The sequence below is a fragment of the Streptomyces iconiensis genome, from assembly GCF_028657195.3.
In the GTDB taxonomy this organism is placed as follows: domain Bacteria; phylum Actinomycetota; class Actinomycetes; order Streptomycetales; family Streptomycetaceae; genus Streptomyces; species Streptomyces iconiensis.
Map to the genome: position 1 here is coordinate 1 of NZ_JANCPR020000086.1, position 19,940 is coordinate 19,940.

17 protein-coding genes are annotated in these 19,940 nt (G+C 70.8%); 10 read left to right on the top strand and 7 right to left on the bottom strand.

Annotated features, from left to right (window positions below):
* The 4 genes from NMN56_RS41820 to icmA form a co-directional block, all read left to right on the top strand.
* The coding region (locus tag NMN56_RS41820; protein WP_283742566.1) for an MFS transporter at positions 1 to 1,178 on the top strand (1,178 nt) is incomplete at its 5' end.
* A 93-nt stretch (positions 1,179 to 1,271) separates the two neighbouring features.
* Positions 1,272 to 1,793, top strand: a complete 522-nt coding sequence (locus NMN56_RS41825; protein ID WP_274045819.1) for a MarR family winged helix-turn-helix transcriptional regulator — start codon at positions 1,272 to 1,274, stop codon at positions 1,791 to 1,793.
* Between the two features lie 140 nt (positions 1,794 to 1,933).
* Positions 1,934 to 2,275: a DUF3817 domain-containing protein gene (locus NMN56_RS41830; protein ID WP_274045818.1), complete on the top strand. Its 342-nt coding sequence runs from the start codon at positions 1,934 to 1,936 to the stop codon at positions 2,273 to 2,275.
* Positions 2,276 to 2,389: 114 nt separating this feature from the next.
* Positions 2,390 to 4,090, top strand: a complete 1,701-nt coding sequence (icmA, locus tag NMN56_RS41835; protein WP_274045817.1) for a coenzyme B12-dependent isobutyryl-CoA mutase large subunit — start codon at positions 2,390 to 2,392, stop codon at positions 4,088 to 4,090.
* A 63-nt stretch (positions 4,091 to 4,153) separates the two neighbouring features.
* Here icmA and NMN56_RS41840 read toward each other — a convergent pair whose 3' ends face one another.
* From NMN56_RS41840 to NMN56_RS41855, 4 genes are all read right to left on the bottom strand, one after another.
* A complete protein-coding gene (locus tag NMN56_RS41840) occupies positions 4,154 to 6,496 on the bottom strand; it encodes a lanthionine synthetase LanC family protein (protein WP_280842871.1) in 2,343 nt (780 codons plus the stop codon).
* Positions 6,497 to 6,555: 59 nt separating this feature from the next.
* Entirely contained in the window at positions 6,556 to 6,732 is a 177-nt protein-coding gene (locus NMN56_RS41845; protein ID WP_274045815.1) for a hypothetical protein, read from the bottom strand.
* A gap of 183 nt (positions 6,733 to 6,915) precedes the next feature.
* A complete protein-coding gene (locus NMN56_RS41850) occupies positions 6,916 to 8,289 on the bottom strand; it encodes a sensor histidine kinase (RefSeq protein WP_274045814.1) in 1,374 nt (457 codons plus the stop codon).
* Positions 8,286 to 9,011, bottom strand: coding sequence for a response regulator transcription factor (locus tag NMN56_RS41855; protein WP_430542844.1), 726 nt, complete (start codon positions 9,009 to 9,011; stop codon positions 8,286 to 8,288). Before NMN56_RS41855 ends, NMN56_RS41850 begins: the two co-directional genes overlap by 4 nt.
* 62 nt (positions 9,012 to 9,073) lie before the next feature.
* Between NMN56_RS41855 and NMN56_RS41860 the strand changes: the two genes are divergently transcribed.
* Both NMN56_RS41860 and NMN56_RS41865 read left to right on the top strand, forming a co-directional pair.
* Positions 9,074 to 10,255 carry a UDP-N-acetylglucosamine--N-acetylmuramyl-(pentapeptide) pyrophosphoryl-undecaprenol N-acetylglucosamine transferase gene (locus tag NMN56_RS41860; RefSeq protein WP_274045812.1) on the top strand — a complete coding sequence of 394 codons (1,182 nt, stop codon included), beginning with the start codon at positions 9,074 to 9,076 and terminating at the stop codon, positions 10,253 to 10,255.
* Complete coding sequence (locus NMN56_RS41865) at positions 10,252 to 11,253, top strand: SDR family NAD(P)-dependent oxidoreductase (protein WP_274045811.1); 1,002 nt, start codon at positions 10,252 to 10,254, stop codon at positions 11,251 to 11,253. The genes NMN56_RS41860 and NMN56_RS41865 overlap by 4 nt, the downstream gene beginning before the upstream one ends.
* Positions 11,254 to 11,557: 304 nt before the next feature.
* On the opposite strand, the gene NMN56_RS41870 is transcribed toward NMN56_RS41865, so the two are convergent.
* Complete coding sequence (locus NMN56_RS41870) at positions 11,558 to 12,184, bottom strand: TetR/AcrR family transcriptional regulator (protein WP_430542845.1); 627 nt, start codon at positions 12,182 to 12,184, stop codon at positions 11,558 to 11,560.
* Positions 12,185 to 12,528: 344 nt separating this feature from the next.
* On the opposite strand from NMN56_RS41870, the gene NMN56_RS41875 reads away from it, so the two are divergent.
* The 4 genes from NMN56_RS41875 to NMN56_RS41890 all read left to right on the top strand — a co-directional run bounded on the left by NMN56_RS41875 (position 12,529) and on the right by NMN56_RS41890 (position 17,023).
* Positions 12,529 to 13,488 (top strand): tetratricopeptide repeat protein, encoded by a 960-nt coding sequence (locus tag NMN56_RS41875; protein ID WP_274045810.1) that lies wholly within the window; start codon positions 12,529 to 12,531, stop codon positions 13,486 to 13,488.
* 694 nt (positions 13,489 to 14,182) lie between these two features.
* Complete coding sequence (locus NMN56_RS41880; RefSeq protein WP_274045809.1) at positions 14,183 to 14,800, top strand: DUF6230 family protein; 618 nt, start codon at positions 14,183 to 14,185, stop codon at positions 14,798 to 14,800.
* A gap of 110 nt (positions 14,801 to 14,910) precedes the next feature.
* Complete coding sequence (locus NMN56_RS41885) at positions 14,911 to 15,549, top strand: DUF6114 domain-containing protein (protein WP_274045808.1); 639 nt, start codon at positions 14,911 to 14,913, stop codon at positions 15,547 to 15,549.
* Positions 15,539 to 17,023 carry a hypothetical protein gene (locus tag NMN56_RS41890; protein ID WP_274045807.1) on the top strand — a complete coding sequence of 495 codons (1,485 nt, stop codon included), beginning with the start codon at positions 15,539 to 15,541 and terminating at the stop codon, positions 17,021 to 17,023. Before NMN56_RS41885 ends, NMN56_RS41890 begins: the two co-directional genes overlap by 11 nt.
* Before the next feature lie 192 nt (positions 17,024 to 17,215).
* On the opposite strand, the gene pyk is transcribed toward NMN56_RS41890, so the two are convergent.
* Entirely contained in the window at positions 17,216 to 18,643 is a 1,428-nt protein-coding gene (pyk, locus tag NMN56_RS41895; protein ID WP_274045806.1) for a pyruvate kinase, read from the bottom strand.
* A 48-nt stretch (positions 18,644 to 18,691) separates the two neighbouring features.
* Complete coding sequence (locus tag NMN56_RS41900) at positions 18,692 to 19,900, bottom strand: acetate kinase (protein WP_274045805.1); 1,209 nt, start codon at positions 19,898 to 19,900, stop codon at positions 18,692 to 18,694.
* Positions 19,901 to 19,940 lie beyond the last annotated feature (40 nt).

Sequence of the window (19,940 nt, forward strand, 5' to 3'; positions counted from 1 at the left end):
GCACAACAGAACCGCAGGGATACACCACCCTCTTCCGCTCGGCGGAGTTCCGGGCGATGTTCGCCGCACACATCCTCTCCCTCCTCGGGACGGTGGTCGCAGCGCTCGCCCTCCCCGTGATGATCTACGAGGACACCTCGTCACCCCTCCTCTCGGCCCTGACATTCGCGCTCGGCTTCCTGCCGAACGCGCTGGGCGGCGTGGCCCTGGCCCCCGTGGCGGACAGGTTCGCGGCGCGCAGGGTGCTGGTGGCGTGCGATGTGTTCTGCGCGGCGTGCGTCGCGGTGATGCTGCTGCCGGGCGCGCACGTGGCCCTGCTGCTGACGCTGCGCGCTGCCTCCGCCTTCGTACAGCCGTTGTTCACCGGCGTACGGGCGGCGAGCCTCGGCGCGATCCTGGAGGGGGACGCGTTCGTGCTGGGGCGTTCGCTGCTGCGGGTCGTCGCGCAAGGGGCTCAGGTCGCCGGGTACGCGGTGACCGGTCTGCTGCTGGTGTGGATCACGCCGCGTGAGGCGCTGGTGATCACCGTTGCGGGGTTCCTGGGTTCGGCCCTGATCCTCCGGATGGGCACCCGGCTGCGCCCCGCACTCGCGCACGCCGCCGAACGGGCGCGCGGTGGCACCAGGCGGCTGCTGGCCGACCGCAGGGTGCGCGTACTGCTCCTGCTGTGCTGGCTGCCGCCCACGTTCGCGGTGGTCCCCGAAGGGCTGGCGGCGCCGTACGCGGACGCGCTGGACGCGGGATCCGTCGGTGTGGGGCTGCTGCTCGCCGCGGGGCCTGTGGGCAGCGTGGCGGCGGAGCTGGCGGTCGGCACGTTCCTGCGGCCCCGGACCCGCGAACGCCTCGTACTGCCGCTGGCGGCGACGCTTCTCCTACCGCTCCTGATCTTCGCCGTACGCCCCGGCCTGCCCCTGGCGCTGGCCGCGCTGTGCCTGTCGGGCATGGGCATCGGCTACACGCTCGGCCTGGACCGCTGGTTCTTCGACGCCGTGCCGGAGGAGCTGCGGGGCCGCGCCATGACGCTCATGTCGGCGGGCCTGATGAGCGCACAGGGACTCGGCATGGCCGCGGGCGGCGCACTGGCCGAGTGGCTGCCCGCGCATACGGCGATCGCCCTCACGGGGGTGGCGGGCACGGTGTGCGTACTGGCGGTGGTCCGGTGCCAGGCGCGGCCCTGACAGCGGTCCTGACAGCGGTGCACGGGAGGGCGGGCCGGCTCAGGTTTCGGGACGAGGATGACCACGATATGACCGGCCGGTAGGGTCGGGCGCGTGCCGAAGCCGCTCAGTCTCTCGTTCGACCCCATCGCCCGCGCTGACGAACACTGGAAGCAGCGATGGGGGTCCGTGCCGTCCATGGCGGCCATCACCTCGATCATGCGGGCACAGCAGATCCTGCTGTCCGAGGTCGACGGGGTGGTCAAGCCGTACGGTTTGACGTTCGCGCGGTACGAGGCGCTGGTGCTGCTCACCTTCTCGAAGGCGGGCGAGCTGCCGATGTCGAAGATCGGCGAGCGCCTCATGGTGCACCCCACGTCGGTCACCAACACCGTCGACCGGCTCCAGGGCGCCGGCTTCGTGGAGAAGCGGCCCAACCCCAACGACGGGCGCGGCACCCTCGCCGCGATCACCCCGAAGGGGCGGGAGGTGTGCGAGGCGGCGAGCAAGGACCTCATGGAGCGGGACTTCGGGCTCGGGGTCTACGACGCCGAGGAGCTGGACGAGATCTTCGCGATGCTGCGGCCCCTGCGGATCGATGCCGGGGACTTCTCGGAGCCCGGGGACGAGGGGTAGGGGCGCGGTTTCGTTCTTGCGGGTCAGCGCGCCTTTCTCCGCCGGAGCGTAGGTGGTCCCCGCGTCCTGACGCGGCGGCGGACGAGGGCTTGGTGGTCCCCGCCGACGCCGGGGATTTTCGGGCGATTACGCTCGTATTCATGAAACGAAGCGTGCTGACCCGCTACCGGCTCATGGCCTACGTCACCGCCGTGCTGCTCGTCCTGCTGTGTCTCGGCATGATCGCCAAGTATCTGCTGAGCATGGACGGCGCCGCCGGCGTCACGAGCGCGGTCGCCATCGCGCACGGCTGGCTCTACATCCTGTACCTGATCTTCGCCTTCGACCTGGGCCAGAAGGCCAAGTGGCCGGTAGGCAAGCAGATCTGGGTGCTGCTGGCGGGCACCGTTCCCACGGCGGCGTTCTTCGTGGAGCGCAAGGTCACCCGCGAGGTCGAGCCGCTGGTCGAGCAGAACGGCGCGGCGCCGGTCAGCGCCTCCTGAGCGGTTCCGCGTACCCCGCGCGCGTGTCCGGCGCGAGCCTCCGTCATCCGCCACAGGGGATGACGGAGGCTTTGTCATCGACTTTTACTTGGACGTCCTAGTAAATTTGGCGGTATGGATGCTGACGCCATTGCACAAGGCCGCCGCCGCTGGCAGGAGCGCTACGACGCTGCGCGCAAGCGGGACGCGGATTTCACCACGCTCAGCGGCGACCCCGTTGAGCCGGTCTACGGACCCCGGGACGGCGACACCGTAGAAGGGTTCGAGCGCATCGGCTGGCCGGGCGAGTTCCCGTACACGCGGGGGCTGTACGCCACGGGGTACAGGGGCAGGACCTGGACCATCCGCCAGTTCGCCGGGTTCGGCAACGCCGAGCAGACGAACGAGCGGTACAAGATGATCCTGGAGGCGGGCGGCGGAGGGCTGTCCGTCGCCTTCGACATGCCGACGCTGATGGGCCGCGACTCGGACGAGCCCCAGTCGCTCGGCGAGGTCGGGCACTGTGGTGTCGCCATCGACTCGGCCGCCGACATGGAGGTGCTCTTCTCCGGCATTCCGCTCGGCGATGTCACCACCTCGATGACCATCTCGGGGCCCGCGGTCCCCGTCTTCTGCATGTACCTCGTCGCGGCCGAGCGGCAGGGTGTCGACCCCGCCGTGCTCAACGGGACGCTGCAGACCGACATCTTCAAGGAGTACATCGCGCAGAAGGAGTGGCTCTTCCAGCCCGAGCCCCATCTGCGGCTCATCGGCGACCTCATGGAGCACTGCGCACAGGGCATCCCGGCGTACAAGCCGCTGTCCGTCTCCGGGTACCACATCCGTGAGGCGGGCGCGACGGCGGCGCAGGAGCTGGCGTACACGCTGGCCGACGGCTTCGGCTACGTCGAGTTGGGGCTCAGCCGCGGTCTGGACGTCGACACGTTCGCTCCGGGCCTGTCCTTCTTCTTCGACGCGCACCTGGACTTCTTCGAGGAGATCGCCAAGTTCCGTGCGGCACGCCGGATCTGGGCGCGGTGGATGCGGGACGTGTACGGGGCGCGGAGCGAGAAGGCGCAGTGGCTGCGTTTCCACACGCAGACGGCCGGCGTCTCGCTGACCGCGCAGCAGCCGTACAACAACGTCGTACGGACGGCCATAGAGGCACTCTCCGCCGTGCTCGGCGGCACCAACTCGCTGCACACCAACGCGCTCGACGAGACCCTCGCGCTGCCCAGCGAGCGGGCCGCCGAGATCGCGCTGCGTACGCAGCAGGTGCTCATGGAGGAGACCGGCGTCACCAACGTGGCCGACCCGCTGGGCGGTTCCTGGTACGTCGAGGCGCTGACCGACCGTATCGAGGCCGACGCGGAGAAGGTGTTCGCGCAGATCCGCGAGCGGGGCCGCCGGGCCGTGCCCGACGAGCAGTACCCGGTGGGGCCGATCACCTCCGGCATCCTGCGCGGCATCGAGGACGGCTGGTTCACGGGCGAGATCGCCGAATCCGCCTTCCAGTACCAGACGGCGCTGGAGAAGAACGCCAAGCGCGTAGTCGGCGTCAACTGCCATACCGGTTCCGTCACGGGTGATCTGGAGATCCTGCGGGTCAGCCACGAGGTCGAGCGCGAGCAGGTACGGGCACTCGCCGACCGCAAGGCGGCCAGGGACGAGGCCGTCGTGCGGCGCGCGCTCGATGAACTGCTCGCCGCGGCACGGGGTTCGGGGAACATGATCGCGCCGATGCTGGATGCCGTGCGGGCAGAGGCGACCCTCGGCGAGATCTGCGGCACCCTCCGCGACGAGTGGGGCGCCTACACGGAGCCGCCCGTCTTCTGAGCGCTCCCGGCGCCTTCCGCGTACTCGCGGGTGAGCCGCGCGTCCCCGTACCCCGGAGCTGGGTCACACCGTCCGTGTGAGGAGGTCCGGGGTGTGGGGACGGGTGAGGCGGCGGAGGAAGGCGAGCAGGCCCGTGGTGCCCATGCCCCAGGAGTGCGGGGCGTCCTGGGCCCCGGGCGCGATGAGGAGCGGCGCCTCGTCCGGGTCGAAGCTACGGGCCACGAGGTGCCGCGCGGCACGGTGTGCGCCGTCCCAGCAGCGCTCGTCACCGGTGTCATGGGCGATCTCAGCGAGCGCGCTGCCCGCGCCGGCCACCCCGCAGCACTGCGAGAGGTTCTCCATGCGGGGCACCCACGCGGCGCACGCTGCGGCGGCCGAGAGCGCGGCCCCGGTGAAGGCGGGGTCGCCGAAGAGGCGCCCCGCGTGGTGCAGGGTCCGGGCGGCGCCCGCGAGGCCCTGGCACCAGGAGGCGGTGATGGGTACGGCCGAGGCGGCGCCGGAAGCGGCGACGAGGTCCCCGGCGCGCGCACATAGAGCGAGCGCCCGGGTGTGTGCCCCGTGGACCACACGGGGGTCGGCACCCTCGCCGTCCCTGGCGGCCAGCGCCAGCAGGAAATCGACGACGCCCGCGAGCCCGTGCGCGTAGCCGAACGACGGGTCGACGCCTGCGCCCTGGGGCAGCCCGCTGTCGGGTGTCACCGACATGCGCGGCTCGTCCCGTGCCAGCAGCTCGTCAGCGCACGCACGCGCGGCGTCCAGGTGCGCCGCGCCCGTGGCGCCCTCTTCCAGGTCGCCGAGGAACAGGTGCCCCAGGCCGATCCCCGCCGTGCCGCTGAGGATGTCGTCGCTCGCGTCGGGAGCGGCACCCTGCCGGGCGAAGGCCAGTCCGTACGCCCCGCGCCCCTCCGTTCCCCCGCACCCCTCCGTTCCTCCGTGCCCCTGCCTTTCCTCGTGTCCGGGCGTTTCCTCGGCCCACGCCACTCCCTCGGCGCGCAGGGCCGCGAGGAAGACGTGGACGCCCGTCGCTCCGGCGAGGAGTCCTGGTGCGAGGTCCACCCGGTGCGCGGCGGTGACCGCGTGGGAGGCGAGCCGGGGGAGCAGCGCGGGCACGTCCTTGTGGTCGCGGTGGTGCAGCAGTTCGAGGCCGATACCGGCGCTGCCGGTGTACACGCTCGCGTCGACGGCGCCGATGGAGGCACCGGGCGCGGCGAGCAGGTCAGCTTCCACCCCGCTGATGACCGAGTCCAGTACGTGCCGTGCGAGCGTGGCGGGCTCGACGCGTACGGCGCCGCCGCCGACCGGCGGCGCCGTACGCGGAGCTCCCTCCCGCCCGAACCATCCGCGCGCGGCCAGCGCCCCCAACGCGCCGCGCGCGGCCCCCGGTTCGTCGGAGAGCAGTGCGCCCAGGAGGCGTGCGAAGTCCCGCTGCTCCTCTCCGTAGAGCGCGGTCACCGCCTGGAGCATCCGTGTGCGGGCCAGCCCGGGGACGGTGACCCCGGCGAGCGGCAGCATGCCGGTCGCCGCGTAGCCCAGCACCATCCCGAGCGCGAAGCAGTCGTCCTCCGGCCGCGGTGTGCCGCCCCGCAACTGGCGTGCGGGTGCGAACCCCGGTGTGCCGCCCGGCAGATGGAAGCCGTTCCAGGCGGCGAGGCCGAAGTCGATGAGGACGGCACGCTCGGCGCCCAGCACGATGTTGCGGGGCGTGACGTCGCGCATCACGATTCCCCGTGCGTGCAGCGCCTCCAGCGTGGCGGCCACTTCCGTCATCAGGCGCAGGAACGCGAAGGGCGGCGCCCAGCCCGGAGTGTGCGCGGGCGGCATGAAGCTGCCGTGCAGCCGTACGTGGAGCAGCAGGTTGGTGCTGCCCGCGTCACTGGTGGCGAGGAACTCGTCGGCCCCGTGTGCGAAGTGGTCGACCAGCGCGGGTACGCCCTCGACACCGTCGGCGGCCTCCAGCACCCGGCGCTCGTTGCGCAGCCTCGTACGCGCGTCGCTGCCGTCCTTGCCCTCGCCCACGTGGGCCCGGGCCTGTTTGACGACGACGGGCCTGCGGGTCTCCGTGTCGACGGCACGGAAGACGTTGCCGTGCGCCGCCTGGTAGATGCCGCGGGTGACGCGGTAGCGCCCGCCCAGAACATCCCCGCCGGGCCCCTCCCCGCCGGCGCTCTCCCCGCCGTGCCCGCCTCCGGGCCGGGCGTCAGGTGCGGTGAACGGATCGGACACCCAGGGCGGGCAGCGGTACTCCATGCTCGCCACCGCGTCGAAGAACTCCCCGTCAGGCCCTGGGATACGCAGCGCGAGCGCGCCGCGTTCGCCCGCGTACCAGCGGGCCGTGAAGGGCCCGTCGCGGTGCTCCACGGCTGCCGTGTCCGCTGCGGGTTCCACGTTCACGCCCGACGGGGTCATCACACACCTCTCCCGGCCATCCCCTGACATGCGGCTCCTTGGACCGTGCGGCCCCGGGGCTACTCGAAGGCGCTGTGCCCCGTCGCCACACAGTTGTGCGTGCTGCCCGAGCACACACAGCTGATCGGGCAGCGGTCGGCCGCGGCGGCGGCCTGCTCGAAGGAGTCGAACTCGACGGCGGGCTCCCGGGTGAGGGTGCCGGCCTGGCGGGGAGCGAGTGCGGACAACGTATCCATGGCAACTCCTCTGTGCCGTACGGATGTTGGCCCTCCGAGGCTTCTCCCGCTGCGTCTCAATTCCGTCTCAAGGGTGCCTCTCCGCAGAAAGCACCCCTCGGCAGCAAGCGCAGCCCAGCGGACATACACGGCTCCACGGAAACGCAGCACTACAGGGAACGCGTCTCCGCACACGGCGCAGCTCTACACAAAGCGCAGCCGGAACAGTGCGCCGCCGCCGTGCGGGCTCTCGGCGGTGAGCCGTGCGTCGTGGGCGTGCGCGATCTGGCGGGCCATGGCCAGGCCGAGTCCCGAGCCGGGGAGTGCGCGTGCCGTGTCGGAGCGGTAGAACCGGTCGAAGACGTACGGCAGATCCTCGTCCGCCAGCCCAGGGCCGTGGTCGCGCACGGTGACCTCCGGACGCCCCTCCACGACGCCGAGCCCCACCACCACGCCGGAGCCGCTGAACTTGGCCGCGTTGTCCAGGAGGTTGGACAGCAGCCGGGACAGCCGCGCGGGCACCCCCGGCACAGCGGCACCGCATGCGCCGGGGCCCTCGTCGAGCCGGAAGTCCGTGTCCGGCCAGTGCTCGCGCGCCGCCTCCACCGCGTGCCGGACGAGCGGCGCCAGCTCAACCCGCTCCACCAGCGGCTGCGGCTCCTCGTCCCTTGCCAGCTCGATCAAGTCGTTGACCAGCGCGGTCATCTCCCGTAGCTGACGGCCCAGTGCCCCGGCGGCGCGCTCACGCTGTGCGGCGGTCAGCCGGTCGGCACGCGCGAGCAGTTCGGTGTTGGTGCGCAGCGCCGTCAGCGGTGTACGCAGCTCGTGCGAGGCATCGGCGACGAGGCGGCGCTGCGCCGCGACGGACTGCTCCAGCGCGTCCAGCATCGTGTTGAAACTGCCCGCCAGGCGCGTCAGTTCGTCCTCCCTGGTGCGGGAGCCGCGCGGCAGCCGGATGCGGTGCCCCGGGTCGCGGGTGGAGGCGATGCGTTCGGCCGTTGCCGTGAGCCGCGCGACCGGAGCGAGCCCCGTACGCGAGACCCAGTAGCCCAGTCCCGCCGCCAGCAGCACCCCGGCACAGCCCACGGCGGCCAGCAGCAGCGCCGCCTGCCGCACACCGTTGTCCACGGTGTCCGAACGCAGCGCGACCTGGAGCGCGCGGTGGCCCTCCAGCGGCGTCGTGAGCATGCGTGCCGGGTAGCCGTGCACGGTCACCCGGCTGTAGTACGGGGCACGTTCGCCCGCCGCGACCTCGCGGGTGGGCCCGCCGACGGGCAGCGGATACGGGTCGCCCGCACGTGGGTCGCCGGCCGGGCGCTCAGGTACGACCTGGGAGCAGGCGGGCGCCGCCAGGTAGCGGCAGTCGGCCGCGATCACACGCGGACGCCTGTCGTCGTGCGCTTCCTGCTTGGCGAGGCTGGCGGACTGTGTGAGGTTCAGTTCGAGCTGGTGGTTCAGCTCGTACCTGATGACGACGAACGCGGCGGCGCACACCCCCACGGCGACCAGCGCCACGGCACAGGTGGCCGCCAGCGCCAGCCGCGTACGCAGCGGGCCGCGCCGCTTCCAGGCGCTCACAGAGCCGTTCCGTCCGCTTCCCCGGTCTCCAGCCGGTAGCCCACGCCGTGCACCGTCTGCACCATGCGCGGCTCTCCCCCGGCCTCCAGCTTGCGGCGCAGGTAACCGATGTACACGGCGAGGGAGTTGGAGTCGGGGCCGAAGTCGCGCCCCCACACCTCCTCCAGCAGCACCCCGCGCGGGACCGTACGGCCCCGGTTCCGCATCAGCAGCCCCAGCAGCACGCACTCCGTTCCGGTGAACTCGATCGTGCGTCCTGCACGCCACCCCGTACGGGTGTCGGGGTCCAGCTCCAGGTCACCCACCGACAGCGGCCCGTCAGCCGGTGGCGTGCCGGCCGACGTACGGCGCAGCAGAGCCCGGACCCGTGCGGTCAGCTCGTCCAGCGCGAACGGCTTGACGAGATAGTCGTCGGCCCCCGCGTCCAGCCCGTCCACCCGCTCGCTCACCGAGTCCAGCGCCGTCAGCACGAGGATGGGCGTACGGTCGCCGACGCCCCGCAGCCGGCGGCAGACGGCCAGCCCGTCGAGCACGGGCATCAGCACATCCAGCACCAGCGCGTCCGGCCCCCACCGGGCGTGCTCGCCCAGCGCCGCCAGCCCGTCGGGCGCGGACCGCACCTCGTGCCCCTCCACGGCCAGCGCATCGCTCACCGCGTCCCTGACCTCCGGATCGTCGTCGACCACCAGGACCTTCGCGGGTGCGTCACGGTTCGTCGCCATGGACATAGGCTCCCAAACTCCACTCTTAGAACCCTCTTAGAACATTTCGCGAGCGTGGCCCCATGCGGACACCACCACGCGAGCGATACGAAACCCTGTCCGTCGTCATCGGCGCCGGCGGCACGGGCGGGCACATCTACCCGGGCCTCGCGCTGGCCGAGGCGCTGCTGCGGGCCGAACCCGGCGCGCGGATCTCCTTCGTCGGCACCGAACGCGGCCTGGAGACCCGCCTCGTTCCCGAGGCGGGTCACACCCTGCACACCCTCGACATGATCCCGTTCGACCCCGCGCTCGGCGCCCGCCGCTACCTGCTGCCAGCCGCGCTGCTGCGCGCCGGACGCCAGGCACGCGAGGTCCTGCGGAACCAGCGTGCCCAGGTCGCCGTCGGCATGGGCGGCTACGCCAGTGCCCCGGCCGTCGTCGGCGCGCGCATGGCGGGGCTGCCGAGCCTCGTCCACGAGTCCAACGCCGTACCGGGCCGCGCCAACAGGTTCGCCGCCCGCCTCACCCCGCATGTCGCCCTCGCCTTCGAACGCAGCCGCGCGCACCTGCCAGGAGGTGAGGGCGCCGAGGTCGTCGGCATGCCCGTCGCGGCGCCCCTCGCCGCACTGGGCCGGAACCGCGCCGCCCTGCGCCACGAGGCCAGACACACACTCGGCGTGCCATCCGGAGCCCGGCTGGTCCTCGTCAACGGCGGCAGTCTCGGCGCCGAACGGCTCACCCACGCCGCCACAGCCCTCGCCGCACGCTGGCACCACGAGCGCCGCACCGATGTCCACCTGCTCATCAAGACGGGCCCCGCAGCCCTCGACGGAGCCCGCGCACGCCTGGCGGCAGAGAGCGGCGAGCACACCGCACGCGCCGTGCCCTACCTGGACCGCATGGACCTCGCCTACGCGGCGGCCGACCTGGTCGTCTGCAGAGCCGGCTCGGCGACCGTCGCCGAACTGGCGACCACCGGCGTCCCCGCCGTCCTGGTCCCCTACCCGCACGCCCCCGGCGACCACCAGACGCACAACGCGCGGGTCCTCACCGAACAGGGCGCCGGCCTCCTCCTGCCCGACGCCGAAACGACGGGCGACCGCCTCGCTGCCCTCCTCGAACCGCTCCTGGACGACCCCGCGCGCCTCGCCGCGATGAGCGGCGCCGCCGCACCCGGCACCCACGCACAGGCAGCCGACCTGCTCGCCCACAAGGTCCTGCACCTCGCAGGGCTCCGCATCCACAGGAAAGAGTCAGCGTGAACACCCAGCACTGGAACGGCCGTACCGTCCTCGTCACCGGAGCCGAGGGCTTCATCGGCAGCACCCTCGTCGACATGCTCGTGGAACAGGGCGCCCGCGTGCGTGCCTTCGTCCACTACAAGCCGTACGGCGACAAGGGCCACCTCGCCCACCACCTCGGCCGCGCCGACGCGCCCGTCGAGTTCTTCGCCGGCGACATCCGCGACCCCGGCCGGGTACGGGAAGCCGTCGCCGGCTGCGACACCGTCTTCCACCTCGCCGCACTGATCGGCATCCCCTACAGCTACGTCTCGCCCGGTGCCTACGTCCAGACGAACGTGACCGGCACGGAGAACATCGCCGAGGCATGCCGCGAACACGGTGTGAGCCGACTGCTGCACACCTCGACCAGCGAGGTCTACGGCAGCGCGCGCACCGTACCCATCAGCGAGGAACACCCTCTCCAGCCGCAGTCGCCCTACTCCGCATCCAAGATCGGCGCGGACATGACCGCACTCTCGCACTGGCACGCCTTCGGGCTGCCCGTCACCGTCGTACGCCCCTTCAACACCTACGGCCCACGCCAGTCAGCACGCGCCGTCATCCCCGCGATACTGGCCCAACTCCACTCGGGCGCCCGCGAGATCAAGCTCGGCTCCCTGACACCGACCCGCGACTTCACCTATGTCACCGACACCGCAGCCGGCTTCCTCGCCCTGGCCGAGAGCCCCGCAGCGGTCGGCGAGGTCGTCAACCTCGGCAGTGGCCGCGAGATCTCCGTGGGCGACCTCGCCACGGAACTGATCTCCGTCTCCGAATGCGAGGCGGACATAGTCCTGGACGACGCCCGCGTACGCCCCACCTCCAGCGAGGTCACCCGCCTCCTCTCCGACAACTCACGCGCCCGCACACTGTCCGGCTGGACCCCCCAAGTCCCCCTACGCGAGGGCCTCATGGCCACCTCCATCTGGGTAGCCGCCAACCTCCACCTCTTCACCCCCGCCCGCTACGAACTCTGAACCTGGCCCTTTCACCTCCCCCAGGTCCCCCAGGACGGCCTCGAACTCGCCGCGCCTCACCTTTACTTCAGGGCGGGCCCGGATACGGGCGGGGGAGTCCAGAGGGGGCGGAGCCCCTTTTGGCGGGGGGATTGCCGGGTGGGGGTCCCCCCGGACGGAGTCTGGGGGAGGAGCCCCCCGACGCCCGGCCGGCGAGGCCAACGGGGCAAGGGGCGAAGCCCCATTAGGAACGGAAAGCCGGAAACGAACCGGTCAGGAAACGCCGAGGCACAAGCCACAGGCAAGCCACAGGCAAGCCGCAGGCTCACGCGGCACCCAACCCCCCCAACAACAACGTGGTGAACCGCGCAGCCCACCCCGAATCCACCACCCCATCACTCACCAACGCCCGATGCACAACAGCCCCGGCGATCACGTCAAAGATCAGGTCGATGACCCGCCGGGTCTCGTCCCCGTCCGCCGGATCGGGCGGAAGCTCACCCCGGGCCTGGGCCCGCACCCGCCCCTCCACCACGAGCCGTTTCTGACGATCGACGATGGCCTCGCGCACGCGAACCCGCAGGGCCTCGTCAGAGGTCGACTCGGCGATGACCGCCATGAGGGCGGTCTTCGTCTCGGGCCGCTCCAGCAGCGCGGCGAAGGAGAGAACGACACCCTCGATGTCGGCACGCAGACTCCCGCGGTCGGGAAGTTCGAGTTCGTCGAAGAGCACGGCGACGGCATCGACGACCAGCTCACTCTTGGCGCCCCAGCGCCGATAGAGCGTGGTCTTGGCGACGCCGGCCCGGATGGCGACATGGCTCATCGTCAGCCTGCTCCAGCCCACTTCGACAAGGGCGGCGCGGGTCGCGTCGAGGATCGCGCGGTCGGCCGCCGCACTGCGGGGCCGCCCGCGACGCTGCGGAGTGGAGGGAGCCATGGCGGGCACCATACCGACTGGTACGCCGACACCGACCGGCACGCCGACCCCGGTGAGGTGGATCACCGACACCCACCCCCGAACGCCCTTGCGGACACGCGCCCCCATCGAGTTACGCTACGACCCGTAGCGGAATAGTCGAGCGCAGACGACCCCGCGCGACAACCACAAGCCGGGTGGGGACCCGGCAACAAGACGCAAGCTGCACACACGGCGCACGGCGCAAGCCGTACGGACAACGCAAGCCGTACGGACAACGCAAGCCACACACGCGAGGCAAGGCGCAAGCCGCACCCGCAAGACGCCGACCCGGCGTCAGTTCACACGCGCCCACGCGAAGGGGGGAGACTGGTCTCATGCAGCCACGCAATATGTCCATGAGCGGAGTGGTCGACCTCGCCGCGGTGAAGGCGGCCGGAGAGGCCAAGCAGAAGGCGGAGAAGGCGCGAGCCGACGCCGCAGAGGGCGGCGGGGCGCCGGCCCCGTCGGCCCTGGTGTTCGATGTGGACGAGGCAACCTTCGAGGCGGACGTACTCCAGCGCTCCGCCGAGGTCCCCGTCGTCATCGACTTCTGGGCGGAGTGGTGCGAGCCGTGCAAGCAGCTCTCACCGGTTCTTGAACGGATCACGCGGGAGTACGCGGGCCGTCTCCTGCTGGCGAAGATCGACGTCGACAAGAACCAGATGCTGATGCAGCAGTTCGGCGTGCAGGGGATCCCGGCGGTCTTCGCCGTCGTGGCGGGCCAGGCCCTGCCCCTCTTCCAGGGTGCGGCTCCGGAGGAGCAGATCCGGGGCACGCTGGACCAGCTGGTGCAGGTCGCAGAGGAGCGGTTCGGCATCACGGGCGTCCAGGGTGTGCCCCAGGAGGAAGAGGCGGAGCCCGCCGAGGAGCCCGAGGTCCCGGAGGACCCGGTGCTGGCGGCGGCACAGCAGGCGCTGGACTCGGGCGATCTGCCCGGCGCGATCCAGGCGTACCGCAACAAGCTGTCGGACGAGCCGGGCAATGTGGAGGCCAAGGTCGGTCTGGCCATGGCCGAACTCCTCGACCGTGTCACGGGCCTCGACGCGCGCCAGGTCCGCAAGGAAGCGGCCGACAGCCCCGCCGATGTGGCGGCGCAACTGCGGGTCGCGGACCTGGACATGGCGGGCGGCCATGTCGAGGACGCCTTCGGGCGTCTGGTGGAGACGGTGCAGAGGAGCGCGGGGGACGACAGGGAGGCGGCGCGGCTCCGTCTGCTGGAGCTTTTCGAGGTGATCGGCGCGGAGGACCCGCGGGTGGTCGCCGCACGCGGGGCGCTGGCCCGTGCACTGTTCTGATCGCCCGAGCGCTGTTCTGACCTGCCCGTACCGGCGGTCACACACGCGTCACCACTCATTGATTTAGCGACATCAGCGGCCGTGCTTTGCCAAAACTTGGCAAATACGGCCGCTGTTACTCGCAGTGAGAAATGGTCGGGAATTCGTCCCTCGATGTCCGACTGATCCACTCCTTTTCCGGCTGCCTGTCGCGACCCTCCGTCGCCAACTGATGCCCTCCGGGGGCCTGCCGGTTATCCGGCCGTTACTCGTAAGTAATGAACCCCCTTGTGTACGGGCCCCAGATGCACCACGATCGGCCAAGCTCGGTCCATCGCCACGCAGCCCGGCAACCATTCGGCGCCCCGCGGCATGGGTCCCCACCGAGCAGACCGGCACCCGCAGCAACATCCCGCACCGCCGCCGGTCTTGAGGACAGGGGGGTCTCTGCTCCACGGCAGGGCCTGTCCGTACAAAGCAAGGTTGCGCGAGAGCGTGGCCCGTGGTTGTCGCTCGGGGGTGATCGCCGGCAGCTCGGACGTGACGTGAGGAAGGACGGCACGCCGAAGACGGCGCTCTCCTTTCCGAGGACGTAGCACTTCTCCCTCCCCAGCCCTCGCGGCCGGGAGGTACCCCCACGGCAGGGAGCGGCCCGCTGAGCTAAGGCGGCACGGCTCTCCAGGCCGGAGATGTACGTCCGAGAAGGAGGAAAGTCATGGAGTCCCTGGCTCGTGGCGGGACCAGATGGAAGCGGTTCGCCGTCGTCATGGTGCCGAGCGTGGCCGCTACGGCAGCGATCGGTGTCGCCCTCTCGCAGGGTGCGCTGGCGGCGTCGTTCAGCGTCTCCGGCCAGCAGTTCAAGGTCACGGCCGACAAGCTCGACGGACAGGGTTTCGTCCAGTACGGCGCGATCGACACCAACAAGTCGGGCCAGAAGCCCGTCGCCGTCGTCGGCATGAATTCGGCGAAGATCAGGAATCTCTGCCAGTCCGTCGTCGTCCCTGTGCCGGTCTTCGGCGACATGTCGATGAAGCTCACCGCGGGTGGCAAGGGCAGCCCGCAGGTCGAGGCGAAGAAGCTCTACATCGACGCCGATGACCTGCACACCGACGCGACGTTCAACAACATCGACATCGGCGTCTCGGTGGACAAGACCACCAAGGGTCCAGGTCCTTCGAAGGGCGACAAGTACGCGAAGGACTCGTTCTCCCAGCAGGCGGACAGTGTCGAGTTCAAGGACGTCAAGCAGCGCGCGTGGGCGACCACCGCCGGCACGTTCAAGCTCAGCGGTCTGCACATGTCCGTCAAAAAGGGCAAGAGCGAGTGCTACTGACGTCCTGATCCCACGGGTGCGGAGCGGGAGTTCGGCTGGGCCCGCGCTCCGCGCCCGTAGGGTCCGCTCCACCTCAGCAAGTTATGTGCCAGTCCCGAGGAGCCGTACCCATGAGCGCCGACACGCGACAGAGGCTGACGACCGGATTCGGCCAGAAGCGCAGTTCGTTCCGGGACTGGCGCGGACAGCGCCCGTTCTGGGGTGGGATGCTGACGCTGCTGGCGGGCATCCCGATCATGTACATCCCTTACCAGAATCTCACTCTGGGTTCCCTGACCATCCGGATGTCCACGACGGCGGGCGCGGGTTCGCTGATCATCGGGGTGCTCCTGGTGGTCCTCGGGCTCACCATGTGGTTCCAGCCCCACTCGCGGGTCTTCGCGGGTATCGCCGCGATCCTGCTCTCCCTGGTCTCCCTGGTCGTGTCCAACGTCGGCGCCTTCCTGATCGGCTTCATCCTCGGGCTTCTCGGCGGCGCCCTCGGCGTCTCGTGGGCACCCGGTGGCAAGCCCGAGTCGCCGAAGACCAGGCGTGGGACGGGCGGTTCAGCACAGTACGAGAAGGCGAAGAGCGAGGGCGGGGGCGCGGCGCACCCGACGGACACAGCCGCAGCAGCAGCCGCCGACGGTCCGCAGGACGCACCCGGACACCCGGACGACGACCTTCGGGCGACCACAGCAGTCTCTGGAGCATCTTTCCCGGACGGGGCGGATGCCGACGACGGGAACGGGAGGCACCGTGCCGGGTGACGAGGTCCACGAGGAGGCGGGCGCATCGGCTGACAGCGCGCCGCACACCCGTGGGAGAACCGGGCCGCGGCACGCGGCACCGAGGAAGCCGCTGCTGACCCGGTTCCACGTACCGGCGGGCAAGGCCGTCGCGCTCGCCGCGATGCCGTCCGCCGTACTGATGGGCATGGGGCTCACGCCTCAGCTCGCCAACGCCAAGCCGCTGCCCAAGAACCCCTTCAAGGGCGACGCCTGTGTCTCGGCTCCCGACAAGGAGGAGACGGAGGCCGAGAAGCAGGACCGCAAGGACCGGGCGGAGAAGCTCAAGCGGGACCTGGAGCGCGAGCAGGCCAAGCGAGAGAAGGCGGCCAAGGCGGCCGGCGAGGGCCCCGGGGACAACGGGGACAAGAAGCCCGGATCCGGTGATTCCGGCGACGCGGCGGACAAGAGCCTGCCCGGGAGCCCCGCCAAGCCCTCCGGCGGTTCCGGCGGTTCCGGCGGCGACGACGCGGCCGGCAAGCCCTCGTCCCCGCCCGCGGCCTCGAAGCCGGGCGGCGAGACCGGGGACGACTCCGGGGAGAAGAACCCCTGGTACGACCCGTTGGGCGTGGGCAAGAAGATCGACGACGCGTTCAAGCCCAAGGACGAGAAGGGCGAGCCCGCGGGCGAGAAGAGTGAAAAGCCCGCTCCTTCGCCGTCCTCCGGCTCGGGCTCAGGCTCGGCGGACGCGGACGAGGACGCGGACAAGCCGTCGGCGCCCCGCGAGAAGCCGGCGGCGCCCGGCGGGAACGACCGCGCTGACGCCCGGGCCGACAAGGGTGACCCCGGCTCCGGTACCGCGGGGAAGGACTCCTCGGCCGCCAAGGAGAAGGCAGCCCAGGAGAAGCTGGCCGAGAAGGCCAAGGAGAAGGCCAAGGCGGAGAAGGCGGCCAAGGACGCGAAGAAGTCCGAGGACGAGCCCGGCGTCTCCAAGAAGGACGGCACGGCGCGCGACTACGACGCCGCGAAGGACGCGGGCAAGCCGTTCCCCTGCCCCGAGAAGACGGACGTCGACGGCACCGACGAGCAGACTCCCGCACAGGTGCCCAACCAGCCGTGGAACCTGGAGGCTTCCTCCCTCACGCTCAAGGGCCTCGACTACGAGGGCGTCGTCAACATCACCATGCCGAACGGCAAGACGAAGCAGGCGCTCAAGTTCACGGCGGACACCCTGGACATCGGCGACCTCCACCAGACGGTCAAGGGCCCCAACGGGACGACGTACCACGTGCAGGCGGCCGAGGGCTCCACGTCCACGATCCGGGGCGGCAAGGTCACGATGTACACGGAGGAGCTGAAGGGGAACCTCTTCGGCCTCATCCCGATCACGTTCAGCCCGGAGACACCGCCTCCGATCAATGTGCCGTTCGCCTACTTCACCAAGGTGAACGTGAAGCAGGCAGGCCAGTTCGGCGGGAACCTGACCGTTCCCGGACTCCACCAGTGGGTCAAGTAGCCACATCCCACCCCCACATGAGGAAGGCCCGCGCCGTCGACGGCGCGGGCCTTCCTCATGTGGTTTCGCGTGGCCAGACGCGGTCCGCTCCGCCCGCGGTCCGCGGGCCACCGACAGCGGCGGCGTACCCCGCGAGGCACCGCCGGGTTCCGCGAAGCCCGGCGTACTCCGCGAAGCCCGCCGGGCAACGGCCTAGTTCTGCGCGCTGCCGAGCCGGTGCACGCGGACCATGTTGGTCGTGCCGGGGACGCCGGGAGGCGAGCCGGCGGTGATGAGCATCGTGTCGCCCACCTCGTAGCGCTGGAGCTTGAGCAGCTCGGCGTCGACCAGTTCGACCATCTCGTCGGTGTGGTCGACGTGCTTGACCACGTACGTCTCCACGCCCCAGGACAGGGTGAGCTGGTTGCGGGTGGAGGGGTCGGTGGTGAACGCGAGGACCGGCTGGGACACCCGGTAGCGGGAGAGCCTGCGCGCGGTGTCACCGGACTTGGTGAAGGCGACCAGCGCCCTGCCGTCCAGGAAGTCCGCCATCTCGCAGGCGGCGCGTGCGACGGCGCCGCCCTGCGTGCGCGGCTTCTTGCCCTGCACCAGCGGCTGGAGGCCGCGGCTGAGCAGCTCCACCTCGGCCGCCTGCACGATCTTCGACATGGTCTTGACGGTCTCGACCGGGTACTGGCCGACCGAGGACTCGGCCGAGAGCATCACCGCGTCGGCGCCGTCCAGCACGGCGTTGGCGACATCGCTCGCCTCGGCGCGCGTGGGGCGGGAGTTGGTGATCATCGACTCCATCATCTGGGTCGCGACGATCACCGGCTTGGCATTCCTGCGGCACAGCTCGATCAGGCGCTTCTGCACCATCGGGACCTTCTCCAGCGGGTACTCGACCGCCAGGTCGCCGCGGGCCACCATCACCCCGTCGAAGGCCATGACGACCTCCTCCATGTTGGCGACCGCCTGCGGCTTCTCCACCTTGGCGATCACCGGCACCCGGCGGCCGACGTCGTCCATGACGCGGTGCACGTCCCGGACGTCGGAGGCGCTGCGCACGAAGGAGAGCGCCACCATGTCGCAGCCCATATGGAGCGCGAACTTCAGGTCGTCGATGTCCTTCTCGGACAGCGCGGGTACGTTCACCGCCGCGCCGGGCAGGTTGATGCCCTTGTGGTCGGAGATGACACCGCCCTCGATCACGATGGTGCGCACCCGAGGACCTGCGACCTCGATGACCTGGAGGGCGACGTTCCCGTCGTTGATCAGGATCGGGTCGCCCTTGGACACGTCGGCCGGCAGGCCCTTGTAGGTGGTGCCGCAGATGCTCTTGTCGCCGGCCACGTCCTCGGTGGTGATGGTGAATTCCTCACCGCGCACCAGCTCGACGGGGCCCTCGGCGAAGGTCTCCAGGCGGATCTTGGGGCCCTGGAGGTCGGCGAGTACGCCGACGGCGCGGCCGGTCTCCTCGGCGGCCTTGCGGACGCGGTGGTACCGCTCCTCGTGCTCGGAGTGGGACCCGTGGCTCATGTTGAACCGGGCCACGTTCATGCCCGCCTCGATCAGCGTCTTGAGCTGTTCGTAGGAGTCGACAGCGGGGCCCAGGGTGCAGACGATTTTGGAACGGCGCATGGGGGCGATCCTATCGTTTTGTTTAGATACTGAACGAATCGGGGTTGGTCACCGGGCCGTGACCAGCGCATAGGTCTGCTCTGCGATCTCCAGCTCCTCGTCGGTGGGGACGATGCCGACCTTCACCCGCGCCGAGGCGGGCGAGATCAGCCGTGCCGCGTCGCCGGGTGCGGTGTTCAGCTCCGCGTCGACGGCCAGGCCCAGTTGATCCAGCCCGGCGACGGCTGCCTCCCGTACGGGCGCGGCGTTCTCGCCCACGCCCGCCGTGAAGACGACGGCGTCCACGGTGCCGAGCACGGCGTAGTAGGCGCCGATGTATTTCTTCAGCCGGTGGATGTAGATGTCGAACGCGAGCTTCGCCGCCGCGTCGCCCTCGTCGATACGGCGGCGGATCTCGCGCATGTCGTTCTCCCCGCACAGCCCGACCAGGCCGCTGCGCTTGTTCAGCAGCTCGTCCACCTCGTCGGTGCCCATCCCGGCCACCCGGCCAAGATGGAAGACGACGGCCGGGTCGATGTCGCCCGAGCGGGTGCCCATCACCAGGCCCTCCAGCGGGGTGAGGCCCATGGAGGTGTCCACGCACAGCCCGCCGCGCACGGCGGAGGCCGAGGCGCCGTTGCCCAGGTGCAGCACGATGACGTTGACCTCGGAGGGGTCCTTGCCCAGCAGTTCGGCGGTCTTGCGGGAGACATAGGCGTGCGAGGTGCCGTGGAAGCCGTATCTGCGGATGCGGTGCTCGTCCGCGGTCCTTACGTCGATCGCGTAGCGGGCCGCGTGCTCGGGCATCGAGGAGTGGAAGGCCGTGTCGAAGACCGCGACCTGCGGCAGGTCGGGGCGCAGCCGCTGTGCCGTTCTGATGCCGGTGATGTTGGCCGGGTTGTGCAGCGGAGCGACGGGCACCAGGCGCTCGATCTCCTTGAGCACGGCATCGTCGATCAGCGTCGGCTCGGTGAACCGCAGTCCGCCGTGCACCACCCGGTGCCCGATCGCGGCCAGTTCGGGGGAGTCCAGGCCGATGCCGTCGGCCGACAGCTCCCCGGCGACGGCCTTCAGGGCCGCGTCGTGGTCGGCGAGCCGGCACTCGTGGCGGCGCTTGTCGCCGCCCGTGCCGAGCGGGTGGTGGGTGAGCGCCGAGGTGTCCTCACCGATCCGCTCGGCGAGCCCGACGGCCAGCCGCTTCCCGTCGGCCATGTCGAGCAGCTGGTACTTCACCGACGACGAGCCGGAGTTGAGGACGAGGATCCGGGTGGGTGTCACGGCACGGTGAACTTTCTTCGCGGGGACGGGGGGCAGGTAC

What these genes read in the sequence shown, in the direction of transcription:
- NMN56_RS41830 (WP_274045818.1), top strand. Translation starts at nt 1,934, where the DNA reads ATGAAACGAAGCGTGCTGACCCGCTACCGGCTCATGGCCTACGTCACC.
- icmA (WP_274045817.1), top strand. Translation starts at nt 2,390, where the DNA reads ATGGATGCTGACGCCATTGCACAAGGCCGCCGCCGCTGGCAGGAGCGC.
- NMN56_RS41840 (WP_280842871.1), bottom strand. Translation starts at nt 6,496, where the DNA reads ATGACCCCGTCGGGCGTGAACGTGGAACCCGCAGCGGACACGGCAGCC.
- NMN56_RS41845 (WP_274045815.1), bottom strand. Translation starts at nt 6,732, where the DNA reads ATGGATACGTTGTCCGCACTCGCTCCCCGCCAGGCCGGCACCCTCACC.
- NMN56_RS41855 (WP_430542844.1), bottom strand. Translation starts at nt 9,011, where the DNA reads ATGGCGACGAACCGTGACGCACCCGCGAAGGTCCTGGTGGTCGACGAC.
- NMN56_RS41860 (WP_274045812.1), top strand. Translation starts at nt 9,074, where the DNA reads ATGCGGACACCACCACGCGAGCGATACGAAACCCTGTCCGTCGTCATC.
- NMN56_RS41870 (WP_430542845.1), bottom strand. Translation starts at nt 12,184, where the DNA reads ATGGTGCCCGCCATGGCTCCCTCCACTCCGCAGCGTCGCGGGCGGCCC.
- NMN56_RS41875 (WP_274045810.1), top strand. Translation starts at nt 12,529, where the DNA reads ATGCAGCCACGCAATATGTCCATGAGCGGAGTGGTCGACCTCGCCGCG.
- NMN56_RS41880 (WP_274045809.1), top strand. Translation starts at nt 14,183, where the DNA reads ATGGAGTCCCTGGCTCGTGGCGGGACCAGATGGAAGCGGTTCGCCGTC.
- NMN56_RS41885 (WP_274045808.1), top strand. Translation starts at nt 14,911, where the DNA reads ATGAGCGCCGACACGCGACAGAGGCTGACGACCGGATTCGGCCAGAAG.
- pyk (WP_274045806.1), bottom strand. Translation starts at nt 18,643, where the DNA reads ATGCGCCGTTCCAAAATCGTCTGCACCCTGGGCCCCGCTGTCGACTCC.